General features: G+C 67.1%; 12 protein-coding genes. 1 reads left to right on the forward strand and 11 read right to left on the reverse strand.

All coding sequences use genetic code 11. From position 1 onward, the window contains the following. Positions 1–158: 158 nt before the first annotated feature. Positions 159–1991, reverse strand: coding sequence for a glycerophosphoryl diester phosphodiesterase membrane domain-containing protein (locus AC1REM_RS00005; RefSeq protein ID WP_492512721.1), 1833 nt, complete (start codon positions 1989–1991; stop codon positions 159–161). A 77-nt stretch (positions 1992–2068) separates the two neighbouring features. Here AC1REM_RS00005 and AC1REM_RS00010 point away from each other — a divergent pair, with 77 nt between their 5' ends. Beyond that, positions 2069–3463, forward strand: a complete 1395-nt coding sequence (locus tag AC1REM_RS00010) for a CoA transferase (protein WP_492512722.1) — start codon at positions 2069–2071, stop codon at positions 3461–3463. Here the strand turns inward: AC1REM_RS00010 and AC1REM_RS00015 are convergent. The 10 genes from AC1REM_RS00015 to AC1REM_RS00060 all read right to left on the reverse strand — a co-directional run bounded on the left by AC1REM_RS00015 (position 3369) and on the right by AC1REM_RS00060 (position 14827). Further along, positions 3369–4190, reverse strand: a complete 822-nt coding sequence (locus tag AC1REM_RS00015) for a DUF4184 family protein (RefSeq protein ID WP_492512723.1) — start codon at positions 4188–4190, stop codon at positions 3369–3371. The two genes, AC1REM_RS00010 and AC1REM_RS00015, sit on opposite strands and share 95 nt — an antisense overlap. A 39-nt stretch (positions 4191–4229) precedes the next feature. Further along, positions 4230–5534 (reverse strand): tyrosine--tRNA ligase, encoded by a 1305-nt coding sequence (gene tyrS, locus AC1REM_RS00020; RefSeq protein WP_492512724.1) that lies wholly within the window; start codon positions 5532–5534, stop codon positions 4230–4232. Between the two features lie 13 nt (positions 5535–5547). Next, positions 5548–6357, reverse strand: coding sequence for a hypothetical protein (locus AC1REM_RS00025; protein WP_492512725.1), 810 nt, complete (start codon positions 6355–6357; stop codon positions 5548–5550). Continuing rightward, positions 6354–7001, reverse strand: a complete 648-nt coding sequence (locus AC1REM_RS00030) for a SatD family protein (protein ID WP_492512726.1) — start codon at positions 6999–7001, stop codon at positions 6354–6356. The genes AC1REM_RS00025 and AC1REM_RS00030 overlap by 4 nt, the downstream gene beginning before the upstream one ends. Positions 7002–7061: 60 nt before the next feature. Continuing rightward, positions 7062–7964, reverse strand: a complete 903-nt coding sequence (locus tag AC1REM_RS00035) for a bile acid:sodium symporter family protein (RefSeq protein ID WP_492512727.1) — start codon at positions 7962–7964, stop codon at positions 7062–7064. 68 nt (positions 7965–8032) lie between these two features. Then, on the reverse strand, positions 8033–8809 hold the full coding sequence (locus AC1REM_RS00040; protein ID WP_492512728.1) for a hypothetical protein: 777 nt from the start codon (positions 8807–8809) through the stop codon (positions 8033–8035). Next, entirely contained in the window at positions 8806–10689 is a 1884-nt protein-coding gene (locus tag AC1REM_RS00045) for a glycoside hydrolase family 13 protein (RefSeq protein ID WP_492512729.1), read from the reverse strand. Before AC1REM_RS00045 ends, AC1REM_RS00040 begins: the two co-directional genes overlap by 4 nt. A 123-nt stretch (positions 10690–10812) precedes the next feature. Next, positions 10813–12270 carry an alpha-amylase gene (locus AC1REM_RS00050; RefSeq protein ID WP_492512730.1) on the reverse strand — a complete coding sequence of 486 codons (1458 nt, stop codon included), beginning with the start codon at positions 12268–12270 and terminating at the stop codon, positions 10813–10815. A gap of 3 nt (positions 12271–12273) precedes the next feature. Beyond that, entirely contained in the window at positions 12274–13212 is a 939-nt protein-coding gene (locus tag AC1REM_RS00055; protein WP_492512731.1) for a sugar ABC transporter permease, read from the reverse strand. 1 nt (position 13213) lies between these two features. After that, positions 13214–14827 (reverse strand): ABC transporter permease subunit, encoded by a 1614-nt coding sequence (locus AC1REM_RS00060; RefSeq protein WP_492512732.1) that lies wholly within the window; start codon positions 14825–14827, stop codon positions 13214–13216. Positions 14828–14855: the final 28 nt, after the last annotated feature.

A 14855-nucleotide genomic window follows, 5' to 3' on the forward strand; every position in this document is an offset into this window, starting at 1 on the left:
GGCTTCGAAGTGTGGTGGGCTGTCCGCCAGCATGAGGGGGGTGAGGCCTTCCGGCCCTTCCGCTTCCCTGTGGGGCGAACAAGTAATAACTTACGCGCAACCCCACCAACCCACAAATCAACCCACCCCGCCGGGCGTGTCGCCACGGTCTTCCCTCGTCAGGGATTCACGAGCAGACGATCCACCGCATCCTGCAGCCGGGCGGCGACACCGATGTCGTCACGGATACCGTCCCTCTCCGTCAGCGCCACGTCGGGGTGATCCGTGATGATTCCGTCGACGTTGTCTCGCATGTACTCCCGCATGGCGGCAGCATCCTGCACCGTCCAGACGAACACACCCTGGCCTCGGTCCCAAAGCATGTCCCGCTTCTCCCTGTCGTACGCGCTCTGCTCGAGAACGAGGAAGTCGGCCGGCGACTCCGGGACTCCGGTGAACGAGAGAGCCAGGATGTATCCGATGGTGAGATCGGGGCGCAGCGTCGAGAACTCCTCGACCACATGGGAGACGAGCGAGTGGTAGATGTGCGTATCCGCATCGTCCACCTCGTCGATGAAGGCGATGAGCTCCGCGACATAGTCCGGCGTCTCCTTCCCGTGCGTCTTGATCTCGATGAGCAGCTGCTGGTCGAGCTCCTTCGCGCGACGGAGGTAGGCCTCCAGCGAGGGGATCGTGTCGACGTGCCCGGCAGCGTCGCGCACCTCGATCCGGGTGATCTCATCGAGCGTCAGATCGGATACGGCGACATCCTGACCCGCGAGACGCGACAACTTCGTGTCGTGCATGACGACCCAGCCGCCGTCCTTCGTCTGCAGCACGTCCATCTCGACGAGATCAGCGCCTGCACGGTTGGCCGCCTCCAGGGCACTCAGAGTGTTCTCGACACCTCCATCGCTGAAGCCGCGGTGACCGAGCACCTCCGTGCTGCCGTCTGCAACCTCCGAGAGCGGACCGATCGCGGCCACCGTCAACGCCACGACTGCGGCAAGGGCGCCCGCTGCGACGATGCGCGCGGCGGTGCGGGACGTCCGCACCGCCGAGGCATCCGATACGTCCGTTGCCTCGACGATCTCCGGGGCATCCGCCGTCAGCGCGCCACCGGCGCCCGCCGCGTGCACGAGTGCCTGCATCTGGACCATGACCGACACGCCCACGAGGAAGAAGACCAGCACCTGCAGCAGTGCCAGCCCGATGGCGGCGACCACGACTGAGCCTTCCGGCGCGACAGCATCGCTGAGCACCGTCGGCAGGACGGCGATGATCCCCAGCACGGTCAGCGCCAGGGTGAGCGGGACGGCAACGCCGAGCAGGAGACCCACAACGCGGATGCTGCGCCAGCGTGTGAGGCGCCAACTCGCCGCGAGAGCCGCGGGCGCGCTCCCCTCCCCCAAGAAGAGAAGCGGCAACGCGAACACGAACCGCAGGTTGAGCCACCAGACAATGAGGAGAAAGCCGACGTAGATCGCGGTCGTGCTCGGCGACTTCAGGAGCTCATCCGACACGAACGCGGGGATCGAGACCCAGCGGGTCAGGACGGAGCCGAAGCCGACGTGCCCCAGCGGCAGCAACAGGATCAGGTACGGGATGAGCACCAGCGTCGACGGGCGCCGCGCCAGCGCGATCAGGCGTTGACGCAGCTGCGCTGCGATCGTTCGCACGCCCGGTTCACCGCCGCTCTCTCGGTGTCGTGCGACGACCGCGAAGACCGCGAGCTGGGTGAGCGCCGCGGCGACAGTCAGCAGCAGCGAGACGACCACGATCGTCACGCCGAGCGGACTGCCGAACAGTGCGCCCGCTGTCGTGTCCGTCACCGCGATGAGTCCCGATGAGCGCGCGGCGAGTGTGAACATCCCGACGAGCAGGGGCGCCGCGATCAGGGCGACGGCACCCTGCACCACAGCGACGAGGACCAGCGTCGGCCGCAGGTGCGAGAGCGTCCGGCGATATCCGCTCGACAGGGACCCGAGAATCGGCAACGGCGCACGCGACATGAGGAGAGTCAACCATGCATACCCGTATTCCGACGCGCCCGGATGCGCCGCGCGTCCTCCGGCATAGGGTGTGACGCATGACCGGTTCTGTGCGTGATTCGACGCTGCGACGCTTCTGCGATGCGCTCGGGGACTCAGCGCGCAACCTCGACGTCACGGATGCCGATCCTGGCGCGGTGCCACTCTCTGCACGACTTGCGCTCGGAGACCTGGCGTGGGCAAGCGTGACCGCCGCCGCGATCACCGCCGCACGGCTGACGACGGATGTCGTTCACGTGCAGACCGATCCGGCGCGCGTGGCGGTCGCGTTCCAGAGCGACCGGCACCTGCGTATCAACGGCGTGACTCCCGACGTGTGGTCGCCCTTCTCGGGATTCTGGCGCACGGCCGACGGGTGGGTGCGCACGCACGGCAACTACCCGCACCATGCGGCCGCCCTGCGGCGCGGACTGGGTCTGACCGCAGATGCTGCGCCGGAAGACATCGCACGCAGGCTACGCGCCCTCACCTCCGTCGACGCGACGACCGCGGTCACTGCGGCAGATGGTCTCTGCGTCTCGGTCGCGCGCGAGAACCCCGAGACGGATGCCACCCTCGGCGCGCACCCCCCGATCACCGTCGCACGGGTGAGTGATGCGTCACCGGCCGTGCGCCGCCTCGACGATCCCGGCGCGCCGCTGCGCGGCATCCGCGTTCTCGACCTCACGCGTGTGATCGCCGGCCCCGTTGCCACCCGCACTCTCGCACTGCTCGGTGCAGAGGTGCTCCGCATCGATCCGCCGCGCATCCCGGAGCCGGAATGGCAGCACCTCGACACCGGTCATGGCAAGCGCAGTGCGCTGCTCGACATCACTGCCGACACGCTCCGCTGGCGTGAGCTGCTGCGCTCGGCGGATGTCGTCGTCCTCGGCTATCGCGCGGAAGGCCTCGCCCGTCTTGGTCTCACCCCCGAAGCACTGCACGCGCAGCATCCGCATCTGGTGATCGCCCGTCTCACCGCCTGGGGTTCTGACGTCCCCGAGCGGCGCGGCTTCGACAGCCTCGTCCAGGCGGCAAGCGGGATCTCGTGGGTCGAATCCCTCGACGGGGAGCGTCCGGGCGCACTGCCTGCGCAGGGCCTGGACCACAGTGCCGGCTACCTCCTGGCGGCCGGCATCTGCGCGGCGTTGCGTCGGCAGAGTGTCGAGGGCGGTGGGTGGCTCGTCGAGACCTCGCTGCGACGCATGGCCGCCGAACTGCTGCGGATGCCCCGGCAGACGGAGATGACACACGCCACAGCCAGCGACGTGACCGCCCACCTGCAGACGTTCACCGTCGACGGCGACGCCGTCACGACCGCAGCTCCGGCCGTCACCTACCTCGGCGGGCCGACCGGCTTCAGCGCGCCACGTCGGTGGGGCTCAGATACTGCGGAATGGACCGCATCGACCGACGAGCCAGCAGCGGCGCAACGAGGCACACCGCAAGAGTGAACACTCCCCATACCGCGCACGCGGGAGGCAGCACGCGGTAGGCGAGGTGCCGCACCGTGAACGATGCCGTCAGCGGGCCGAACGCGGCCAGACCCCAGATCCAGGCAGCCAGCAGGAACACCGGGAGCGACAGCCACCAGGTGATCTGCAGGGCACGCGGGGCGCACGGGGCTGCGCCGGCGACGGCGGGGCGGCGGACGAACCACACAAGGGCCGCGATCACCAGCACCACGAGGCCGAACGCCGTCGAGCCGTACTGCAACCACTTGTAGCCGTCCAACGGACCCCACGGATGCGACAGTGCCGGCCACAGCGCTGTGCCGACGCGACCTTCATGCGTGAACGCATCCCAGACGATGTGCGATGCAACTCCGATCAGGAGCGACACGACGAGCCAGATCACCCCGACGAGAGACGGAAACGTCTCGCGCACGGCAGCACGCGCTCCCGCATCCCATTCGCGCGGGAGCCGACGCGCGAGCCAACGCGGTGCCAGCGGACGCACCGCCGGACGGAGCAGGCACCGCCAGACCAGCAGAAGCACGAGCGCGATCGTGGCCGTCAACGCGATCGCTCGCAGATCGTGCGTCACCATGTAGTCCGGCACCAGCACACGGACGAAAAGCGGGAGGTCCGGAGTCATCGCACCGATCGCGATCGCCGCAGGAATCAGCGGCGTGCGAAGGAACGGCAACGCCACGATCGCATGACTGGGAGTGAAGGGCACTTCGCCTCCCGCGATCGTGGCGCTGTCGTCGGCCGAGAATCAGGCCTGGATGAAAATGCCGGCGAGGGTCTTCTTGCCGCGACGCAGCACCGAGACCCCACCGGGGAGAGAGCCGGTCACTGTCGCGGACTCATCGTCGACCTTCGCGCCGTCGAGCGAGACGCCGCCCTGGGCGATCGCGCGACGCGCCTCCGAGAGGCTCGACACGAGTCCTGTCTCGACGAGGGCTTCGACCACGGGAGTGCCCGATGCTGCCGTCGTGTGCGGAAGCTCTTCCAGAGCGGTACGCAGCGTCTCGGCATCCAGCGTCGTGAGATCGCCCTGACCGAACAGCGCCTCAGAGGCTGCGATCACGGCCCGGGTGGCCTCGACACCGTGCACCAGTGCGCACACCTCGAAAGCGAGACGCTTCTGCGCGGCACGACGGAACGGCTCTGCCTCGACGAGCGCCGCGTACTCATCGATCTCGGCACGCGTGAGGAACGTGAAGACCTTGAGACGCTCGACGACGTCAGCATCCGCCTGGCCGAGCCAGAACTGGTAGAACGCGTACGGGCTCGTGAGCTCGGCGTCGATCCAGATCGCGTTGCCCTCGCTCTTGCCGAACTTCGTGCCGTCGCTGTTCGTGATCAGCGGCGTGCCGATCGCGTGCACCGACGTGCCCTCGACGCGGTGTATCAGGTCGGTGCCACTCGTGAGGTTGCCCCACTGGTCGCTGCCGCCGGTCTGCAGCACGCAGTCGTACTGACGGTACAGTTCGAGGAAGTCGAGACCCTGAAGAATCTGGTAGCTGAATTCGGTGTAGCTGATGCCGGCGTCCGAGTTCAGACGGGCCGCGACCGCGTCTTTCTTCAGCATGGTGCCGACCCTGTAGTGCTTGCCGATCTCACGCAGGAAGTCGATCGCGCTGAGCGGGGCCGTCCAGTCGAGGTTGTTGACCATGCGCGCGGCATTGTCGCCCTCGAAGCTCAGGTACTTCTCGATCTGACCGCGCAGGCGGTCGACCCACTCGGCCACCGTCTCGCGGGTGTTGAGCGTGCGCTCCGCCGTGGGGCGGGGGTCGCCGATGAGGCCGGTCGATCCGCCGACGAGGCCGAGCGGCTTGTGACCGGCGAGCTGAAGACGGCGAAGAGTCAGCAGCTGCACCAGGTGGCCGAGGTGCAGGCTGGGCGCGGTCGGGTCGAATCCGCAGTAATACGTGACGGGCGGTCCTGCAAGAAGTGCGCGCAGTGCATCCTGATCCGTGGACACGTGGACGAGTCCGCGCCAGACAATCTCGTCCCACACGTTCTCGAACGTGGGGTCGATGGCCGGGGCGGCGGTCGTCAGAGTTGAATTCGACACGCCCACCAGGCTATCAGCGCAGCATTCCCGTCGATGCCGCCCACCACAGCAGGAACGCACCCCCGAGAGCTGTCACCCAGCTGACGAGACTCCCGACGAGGAAGTACTCCGCACCCGCGCCGGATTTGCGATCGCGGGAGATCTCGGGGAAGCGCACGATGCCCTTCGCCGCCAGCATCGCCGCCAGCAGCGGGTATGCCGCGACGAGGGTGAGCATGAGCACGAGGATGCGTTCGAGCGGTCCGATCAGGCGTCCGCCGCGGAAGCCGGAGGCGGGCGCCGTGGGTACCGGGGCCGGGGAGTCCGGTGCGTCGTCGCCTGTCATCGCGTCCTCAGAGAGGGCCTGGACGGTCGGGGGCTCTGTCGACGAGAGCTCCGCGGGAAGTTGCGCGTTCTCGCTGGCGAGGGCTGCCCGCACGATGACGTTGCCGGTCTCCAGGAGCACGACGACGATTCCGGCGGCCAGGAGCGCGAGCCCGAAAGGCACGGGGCCGGTCGGCGCGATGAGGACCCACGAGTCGCCGATCACTCCGAGCGCAGGGCTGCGCGGCGACCACACCACCGCCGCGATGGCGATGGCAGCCAGGATGCCCGCCGGCCAGAGCCCCAGACGCGGGCGACGGCGGAGCGGCATCGCGAAGACCCACCCGACAGCCACCACGATGCCCGCAAGAGCAGGGAGTGCAGATTCGGATGCAGCCCCGAGCAGAAGCAGCACGACGGCAGCCACGCCGAAGGCGATCGGCTGCACCGAACGCCGGACGTGGGTGCGCAGCAGGTCGGCAATGCCGACGGCCAGCAGGATGTTCGCGGCGAGAATCATGCGGCCGCTCGCTCTCTGAGGATCTCGAAGCCCGCGACGACCGCAACGGCCCCCGCATTCTGCAGCGCCTGCGACACCGCCGACTGCGAGATGCCCTCAGCCGCCGCGAGCGCGTTCTGCGTCTGGCCCAGGCAACGCCCATACGTGAGACGGCGCTCTCGCGCGGTCATTCCGGTAACCAGCTGGTCGCGCAGCAGGACGTACGCGTTGGCGGTGTCGATCGCGTCGCTCATCCGCCCATCATGGCCGTCACCGCCGACAATCCAGGTGCGGGTGCTCGGCATGGCGCGCTGTTGCCGGGCGTCCACGAGGTCGATCGCGTCGCGCGCGGCCCACCATCCGGGGCCGTCCTGCAGCGCCGCATCCGCACCGGTGACGGCTCTCACCTCGCCGACACCGACGCCGAAACGCAGGCCGAGCTCGTCGGGCAGGACGAGCTGAATCAACAGGAGAGCGGCGAGCGCCGCATCGAGCGTCGGATAGACCGCCTGGAACTCATCGCCGACGGTGGCGCGCAGGGGCTCGGCGGCGAGCGGCATCGCCTCTTCGACCTCGGCGAAGAGGCGCGCGAACTCGCGTTGCGCGGCCGACCGGTCAGGAAGGGCGCGGGAGCCGATGATGTCGGCGATCACTGCAACAGGCATGGCATAAGCATAGAGCTTATTTTTCCTGAATATAAGTGGATAGCTGATTTTCAAGAAGTATCAGGATGCGGTGGCGGATGCGCTTCGCTCCGGCGCAGCATCCACCCCCTCCTCGCCCTTCCCCCGAATGAGGAAGCCGAAGCCGAACGCGATGAAGAACATCAGCACGCCGTACACCGCCGCAGGCAGACTCAGCTCGACCGAGCCGAGCACCGTCTGCGCGATCACGATGGCCAGCGTCGCATTGTGAATCCCGATCTCGAATGACGACGCGATGGCCTGGCGGCGACCGACGCGCAGCAGCCGCGGCACCAGATAGCCCACCAGGAGACTGATCACGCAGAACGCGACGGTGATGAGCGCGAGACGCGTGAAGTTCTCCACCAGCAGCGACCAGTTCGAGGCCACCGCCCCGGCGATCACCACGATCAGAATGATCACGGAGGCGATCCGCACGGGCTTGTCCATGCCATCCGCGAACCGAGGCCAGAACCGACGCACGATCATGCCCAACGCCACAGGAAGCAGCACGATCGCGAAGACCTCCAGAGCCTTCGACCACTGCAGACCCAGCTGGTCGTCGAACGGCCGGAAGTACGCGATGGCGAGATTCGTGATGATGGGAAGAGTGATGACCGCGATCACCGAGTTCACCGCCGTGAGCGAGATGTTCAGCGCGATGTCCCCCCGGAAGAGGTGGCTGTAGAGGTTCGCGGTGGTGCCGCCCGGAGATGCGGCGAGCATCATCATTCCCACGGCGAGGACGGGCGGAAGCTGGAACAACAGCACAAGACCGAAGCAGATCGCCGGCAGCAGAAGCAGCTGGCACAGAAGCGCCACGATCACCGCTTTCGGCTGCTTGGCGACACGGGCGAAATCGCCCACGGTCAGGCTCAGCCCGAGGCCGAACATGATGATGCCGAGTGCGACGGGCAATCCGATGGTGGTCAACGCTGATCCCATGGCACTCAGTGTGGCCGAGACTGCGACCGCGTATCAAGAGCCGGGCCCGAACGGACCCGGCTCTTGACTCACCAGCCCAGTCGCAGCGCGACGACGTCCGCGGCGCGGGAAGGGAACTGCGCCCACCCGGGCTCAAGCACCTCGCGCGTGAAGAGATACAGCTCCCGGGCGGCTTCCTCCGGCGGACGCGAGAGCGCATCCGCGATCCGCGCACCCCAGACCGGGAAGTCCTGCTCGAAGCGCCGGAACGGATCGCACGGATCGCCGAAGCTCGCACCCAGCTCACCGGCACGCCCGCGCAGCGCGCGAAGCAGATGCTGCACGACCCACTGTCGGATGAACGCACCGCCCGCCAGCACCTCCCCGCGACGGACTCGGCCCACCCCGATCAGGAGCTTGACCAGCACGAGCCGCACATCATTCACCGGATCGAGCGCACCTGTCTGTTCAACCTGCTTCCGCCCACGAGTCACGAGGGCGGCGAGCGCACCATCCGCGTCGTCCTCGACGATCGTCGCATCCGTCACGAGCGCGCCCGAGAGCTCGTCCGCTTCGGCGAGTGCGAACTCACAGACGTGCGCATCGTCATACAGGGCGACGAATCCGACCTCTCCCTCGCGCGCCGTGAGGACGATCCGGTCCTGATCGGGCAGCCACCCCAGATCAGGGCGCACCGCAGGACCGCGACCCGGAGCGATGATGGCGAAGAAGTCGTGATCCGACCATTCATCCCGGCGGGCCGCGGCGTCCTCGGATGCGGAGCCGAGAAGCACAAGCCCACTCAGGTCGGGGTGTGCGCGGACTCCCGTGGTGATCCCTGCGCTGATTTCCTCGAACCGATTCATGGCTGCGCGACTCCCTGCAGCACCCAGGCTGCGAACACGGGTCCCATCGCGGAGAGGCGCGTCATGCCGTCGTCGTCGGTCACGAGCTGCGCATCCCCCACGAGCGCGACGGCACCCGCCGCTCCGGCAACCGCGCCACGCGCGAGGACGACGTCCACGTCGCGTAGCGATGCGACCACGAGGATGCTCTCCTCCTCGGACTCCCTGATGAAGACGATCGCGTCATCATCGACATGCACCCAGCGCATGCCACCCGTGCCGAGAACCGTATGCGCACGGCGCAGCCCGATGAGCGAGCGGTACAGCGCCAGCCGCGCGGCCACCGCCGGCTCTGCCTCCGTACCCCAGGGCATGGGCGTCCGGCTGGCCTCACCGTCCGTGCCGATGAGACCGAACTCGTCGCCGGCGAACACGACGGGAACACCGGGCAGCGTCATCGACAGCCCCACAGCGAGCGGGATCGCCCCCGGTGCGGCATTCGTGGCGAAGCGCGCGGTGTCATGCGTGTCGAGCGGCTGCATATTGCCCAGGCGCACACGCCACGGGATGCTCGCGGTGAAGCGGGTCACCGCGGCCACGAACTCCGATGCCGTGTAGCGCGGGATGCCGCCGATGGGCTGGCCGAAGAACCACGGCTCGGTGAGCTCCTCACCCTCGGCGTTCAGATACGGAGCACCCGTGGGCGCGCTGAGCCAGGCCCACAGCGGGCGAGTGAAGGAGGGGTACGTCATCGCCCCGTGCCATCCGTCGCCCTGCAGGTCGCTCGCCGCGTCGTTGGTCGACTCCCCCAGCAGGACCGTCTCGGGGTTCACCTCGTGCATGGTCCGCTGCAGCAGCTGCCGCACGTCCGCGTTGAGGTCGATGTCGCCGAGGCGCCCCGTCATATTCGCGACGTCGATGCGCCAGCCATCCGTGCTGTACGGCGGCTGCAGCCACTTCGCGACCACAGAGTCCGCGCCGTCGATGAAGCGACGCCGCAGCTCGTGCGACGCCCAGTTGAACTTCGGCAGCGTCGGGGTTCCGAGCCACGAGATGTACTCGGTGTTCGCGTCATCCGTGAAGTAGTAGAACTCCTCCTCCGGCGCACCCGGGTGACCGAGCGCCGCCTGGAACCACTCGTGGCGATCACCGGAGTGGTTGCTGGTGAGGTCGCCGATGATGCGGATGCCTCGGGCGCGCGCCGCCTCGATCAGGCGCAAGTATGCCTCATCACCGCCCAACAGCGGATCGACCGACAGGAAGCTCGAGGCGTCGTAGCGATGGTTGGACGCCGCCGGGAAGATGGGCGTCAGATACAGCAGGTTGACGCCCAGCTTGACGAGGTGGTCGAGGTGCGCCGTGATGCCGTCGAGGTCACCTCCGTAGAACTGCTGCGAGCGGCCGGGCAGCACCGGGTCCACCGGAGTGTCCCAGCTCGCGGCGATGGCCCAGTCCGGTGTGGGGTGGGCATCCGCCTGCGGCGAGCGCGCGAAACGGTCCGGGAACACCTGATACATCACCGCGTCGTGCTTCCAGGCCGGAGGAGGAGGCGAGGTGACCAGCGCGAAGTCCTCGGCATCGAGCGTCTCAAGTGTGTGCAGTCCGGACTGATTGAGCCAGTGCACTGTGCCGTCCTCGTGGACGAAGAGCCAGCGGTATCCATGCCGGGGATTGGCGGCGACGATCTCCGCCTCCCACCATTCCCAGCCATCGACGACGCCCTGACGAACGGCATCCGACCAGGCCGGTTCGTGGTCGGGGTTGGATCGCGTGCGCACGGCAGCGAGCGGCCCGTAGCCACTCGGGATGCGCACGCGCACGCGCACGGTGTCCCCGAGTGCGGGAGCGGAGTTCGACACGTACAGCGGTGAGCCGTCGTGGTGCGGGGTGAGGTGCGTCATGGTGGCACCGGATCCTTTCGTAGAGCGCACGAGTGCGCGGGATGCGACGCGGATGCACGGCAGGACGCCATGACAGAGCCTTCAGATTGTTGTTCAGTTATGAGTCTGGTCGGCGTGGCGTCGCTACGACACCCGTGATCCGAGATGGATCGCGGCGGCCTGCTGCGGAGCAAGGTCAAAGGCGGCAAGGCCATCCCGCACGCGGACGCGCGCGCCCTCCGGACAGGACGACCCCGGTCCGTTCGCCACGACGTCGCAGTACTCGCCGTCAGGCATGGAGGTGGGAACAGAGACGGAGGCATCCGCATCGTTCGGGTTGGCGGCGACGGCCCCGCGCCCTTCGCGCTCGAAACCGTAGGCGTCGTTCTCACTGACACCCGGCATCCGCGCTGCGCCGCCGACGACGGACCGCCAGTCGAGCATCCCGACGATCTCCGCCCAGCGCTGCACGCAGGTGCGGTCGCCGTCGGCATAGTCCGCGTCGGGAGCCGGATGCGGCGCGCAGGCGCCACCGTCGACGCTGCCATCGGCGTTCGTCGGCGCACCCGCATCGCGGTCGCTGAAGGCGTAGCCCGAGTACACCACGGGCGTGCCGTAGTCGTCGGCGAGCATGAGGACGTTGGCGAGGAGATAGTCCGCGCCGTCGCGGTAGGTCAGCGGTGCGTTGCCGCGCTCGGTGTCGTGGTTGTCGATGAACACGACTGCCGACGACGTCGGGACGTGCAACGGCCGCTCGCCCGAGAGATCCGGGTCGTACAGCATCCCCGACTCCAGCTGTGGACCGAGCTCTCGTGCGTACGAGAACTCGAACACCTCACCGAACGCCGTGTACTCCTCCGGCTGGATCGGCTCACGCGCACCGCGGATGACCTCGCTCATCACCCTGGTGCCCTCGGGCAGGGCGGCGACGATCGCCGCCACGTCTTCCGCGGCCATGTGCTTGGCCGCGTCGATGCGGAACCCTGCGACGCCGAGCGAGAGCAGATCATCCAGGTAGGCGCCGATCGTCTTTCGCACGGCGGGTGATCCGGTGTCCAGGTCGGCGAGGTTCACGAGTTCGCAGTTCTGCACCTGCTCGCGCGAGCCGTAGTCCTCGATGTCGTCCTGAGCGGTGAGGCCGCAATGGTGAAACTCCCCCGGCCCGTACAGGCCCGGATATCCCTGATGCGAGTAAGCCGATCCTGCCCAGCCCGTGCCGGGAGCATCCTGACCGCTCATGTGGTTGATGACGCCATCCGCGATGACATCGACACCGACCGCCGCGCACCGCGAGACCATGTCGGCGAACTCCGCCCGCGTCCCCAAGCGGGACTCGATCTGGTAGCTGACCGGCTGGTATGAGACCCACCACTGCTCCCCCACGACGTGCTCCTGCGGCGGAGAGGTGAGCACCCAGGCGAACCCCGCAGGGCCGAGCGTGCTCTCGCACTCCTCTGCGATGGAGGTCCAGGGCAGCTGGAAGAGCTGGACGCCGACGTCTGGGGCCGCACGCTCGACAGCAGCCGGCACCGAGCATCCGGACATCGCCACAGCGGATGCCACGAGGGCACCCCACACGACGACCGAACGCGCACCGCGCATCGCCTACTTGACGCTTCCCGCGGTCAGCCCGCCCACGATGAACCGCTGCAGCGCCAGGAACAACCCCATCGGGATGAGCGCGGCGAGCACCGCACCGGCCGCGAAGACCGACCAGTTGCGCGACGTCTCCTGCGAGATGAACTGGTAGAGGCCGACCGCGAGGGTCTGCTTCTCCGGATCGACGAGGATGACGCTCGCGATCACGAACTCGCTCATCGTGCCGAGGAACGACAGCAGACCGACCACGGCGAGGATCGGAGCGACCAGACGCAGGATGATCGTGAAGAAGATGCGCGCATGGCCCGCACCATCGATCTTCGCTGCCTCGTCGATCGACGCGGGAACAGTGTTGAAGAACCCGTACATCAGGTAGGTGTTCACACCCAGGGCACCGCCGAGATAGACCATGATCAGGCCGATCTGACTGTTCAAGCCGATCGCCGGGAAGATGTCGGCGATCGCGCTCATCAGAAGGAAGATCGCGACCATCGCCAGCAGCTGCGGGAACATCTGCACCAGCAGCAGCGTCATGAGCCCGAACCGGCGCCCTGTGAACCGCATGCGTGAGAAAGCGTAAGCCGCGAGGGCTCCCAGAAGCACGGTGCCTGCTGCGGAACTCAGGCCGATCACGAGCGTGTTGGCGAACCAGGCCGCGTACGGCTGCTGCGGACGGTTGAACAGCTCGACATAACTGCCCAGGTCGACGGTGGAGAACAGCGAGTTCGCTGTGACCAGCGTGCCACCGGGGTTGAGGGACGCCGAGAGCACGTACAGCAGCGGGAACGCCGCGAAGATCAGCATCGCGATGCCGATGATGTGGCGCCAGCCGGTTTCGCGGAACCACTTCGGGAAGGGCCGGCGCGGCAGCGGGATTGTTCCGTCGCTGCCTGTGCGGGCGACGATCGCGGCTCGGGTCGTGGGGTGAACGTCGGTGTTCGTCATGTCAGTTCAGCTCCTCGAGAGCCTTGGTCTGGCGGAAGGCGATGATCGAGATCGTCGCCACCAGGATGAAGATGATGATCGAGAAGGCACTCGCCAGACCGTAATCACGGTTGGCGCCGATGAAGGCGACCTTGTAGACCATCGAGATGAGGATGTCGGTGGCGCCGACGTTCACTCCTGCGGTGATGTCGCGCGGGCCACCCCCGGTCAGCATGTAGATCAGGTTGAAGTTGTTGAAGTTGAAGGCGAAGGACGAGATCAACAGCGGTGCGACAGAGACGAGCAGCAGCGGCAGCTTGATGAGGCGGAATGCCTGGAAGGTGCGCGCGCCGTCCATGTGCGCGGCCTCGGTCAGCTCGTCGGGGATCGACTGCAGCGCCCCGGTCGTGACGAGGAACATGTAGGGGAATCCGAGCCACAGGTTCACGAAGATGATGCTGAACTTCGCCAGCCACTCGTTCGTCAGCCAGGGGATCTCCGCGCCGCCGAACAGGACCGTATTGACGAAGCCGAACTCCTGATTCAGCATTCCCGCCCACACCAGCGCCGACAGGAACCCGGGGAACGCGTACGGCAGGATCATGATGACCCGGTAGAACTTCTTGCTCTTCATCCGCGGATCGTTGAACACGATGGCGAGGAAGAGACCCAGGATGAACGTCGTCGCCACCGAGAGGATCGCGAAGACGAACGTCCAGATCGTGACCGAGATGAGCGGCTCCCGAATGCTCGGTTCGGTGAAGGCGCGGATGAAGTTGTCGAAGCCGACGGTGATCTGCCATCCCGGCAGGATCTCGGTGCCGTCCGGTGCAGTGAACGCGCCCGTGCCGATGTTGGAGAAGACGACACCGCTCTCCGTGTCGGTCATCGTGTCGGCGACCTCGTCGTAGACATAGCGCGACGTGTAGAGGTAGGCCGTGGCGCCGTCGGCGGTGCTCAGCATCCCGTCGTTGACGTCGTCGCTGATCGGCACGCTGATCTGCGTGATCTCCTCGGAATTGGCGATGAGCCCGGCGAAGTCCAACGTCGTGTAGCCGGGGGCTCCGACCGCCTTGCCACCCTCGAACGTCGCATCGTCGACGCTCTCAAGGGGACGGTCCGTTCCGCCGATGAGTGCGTCACCGTCCGGGTCAGTGACCAGGAACAGGAGTTCGCCCGGCCCCTGCAGCACCGAGACCGGGTACGCGTCGGAATCCGGCACACGCTCCTGGTTCTGCAGCATGATGCCGCTGATCGCATCTTCCTTGGTGCTGTTGTGGCCAGTGCCGTAGTTCGTGAAAGCGATGTAGCCCGAGTACAGCACGACGAAGATCTGGAAGATCAGCAGGAAGATGAGTCCCGGGGTGAGGTACTTCGCGGGCAGGCCACCTTTGCGCAGGTAGATGATGTTGACGACGATCGTGCCGACCGCGATGATCGAGCCCACGACCCAGTTGCCCGCGCGGAAGAGCACGAGGCACGAGTACAGTGCCATCGCGTCGATCAGGCCGAGCGCCACGATCTTGAAGAGCACGACCTTCCAGCCGCCGCTCGCCGCTTCCGCCATGCGCGCGGCACGGGCGGAGAGCTTGTCTCTGCGGATCTCGGCGGAAGTCCGCTGGGGAGTCATCGTCATCGTCTGAGCCCTTTGTTGTGGGGATGCT

It is taken from the genome of Microbacterium sp. GW823-FHT02G05, assembly GCF_058797175.1.

Bases quoted from the DNA above. Each gene is read 5' to 3' on its own strand.
- AC1REM_RS00005 (WP_492512721.1), bottom strand. From the start codon at position 1,991: ATGTCGCGTGCGCCGTTGCCGATTCTCGGGTCCCTGTCGAGCGGATAT.
- AC1REM_RS00010 (WP_492512722.1), top strand. From the start codon at position 2,069: ATGACCGGTTCTGTGCGTGATTCGACGCTGCGACGCTTCTGCGATGCG.
- AC1REM_RS00025 (WP_492512725.1), bottom strand. From the start codon at position 6,357: ATGATTCTCGCCGCGAACATCCTGCTGGCCGTCGGCATTGCCGACCTG.
- AC1REM_RS00030 (WP_492512726.1), bottom strand. From the start codon at position 7,001: ATGCCTGTTGCAGTGATCGCCGACATCATCGGCTCCCGCGCCCTTCCT.
- AC1REM_RS00035 (WP_492512727.1), bottom strand. From the start codon at position 7,964: ATGGGATCAGCGTTGACCACCATCGGATTGCCCGTCGCACTCGGCATC.
- AC1REM_RS00040 (WP_492512728.1), bottom strand. From the start codon at position 8,809: ATGAATCGGTTCGAGGAAATCAGCGCAGGGATCACCACGGGAGTCCGC.
- AC1REM_RS00045 (WP_492512729.1), bottom strand. From the start codon at position 10,689: ATGACGCACCTCACCCCGCACCACGACGGCTCACCGCTGTACGTGTCG.
- AC1REM_RS00050 (WP_492512730.1), bottom strand. From the start codon at position 12,270: ATGCGCGGTGCGCGTTCGGTCGTCGTGTGGGGTGCCCTCGTGGCATCC.
- AC1REM_RS00055 (WP_492512731.1), bottom strand. From the start codon at position 13,212: ATGACGAACACCGACGTTCACCCCACGACCCGAGCCGCGATCGTCGCC.
- AC1REM_RS00060 (WP_492512732.1), bottom strand. From the start codon at position 14,827: ATGACGATGACTCCCCAGCGGACTTCCGCCGAGATCCGCAGAGACAAG.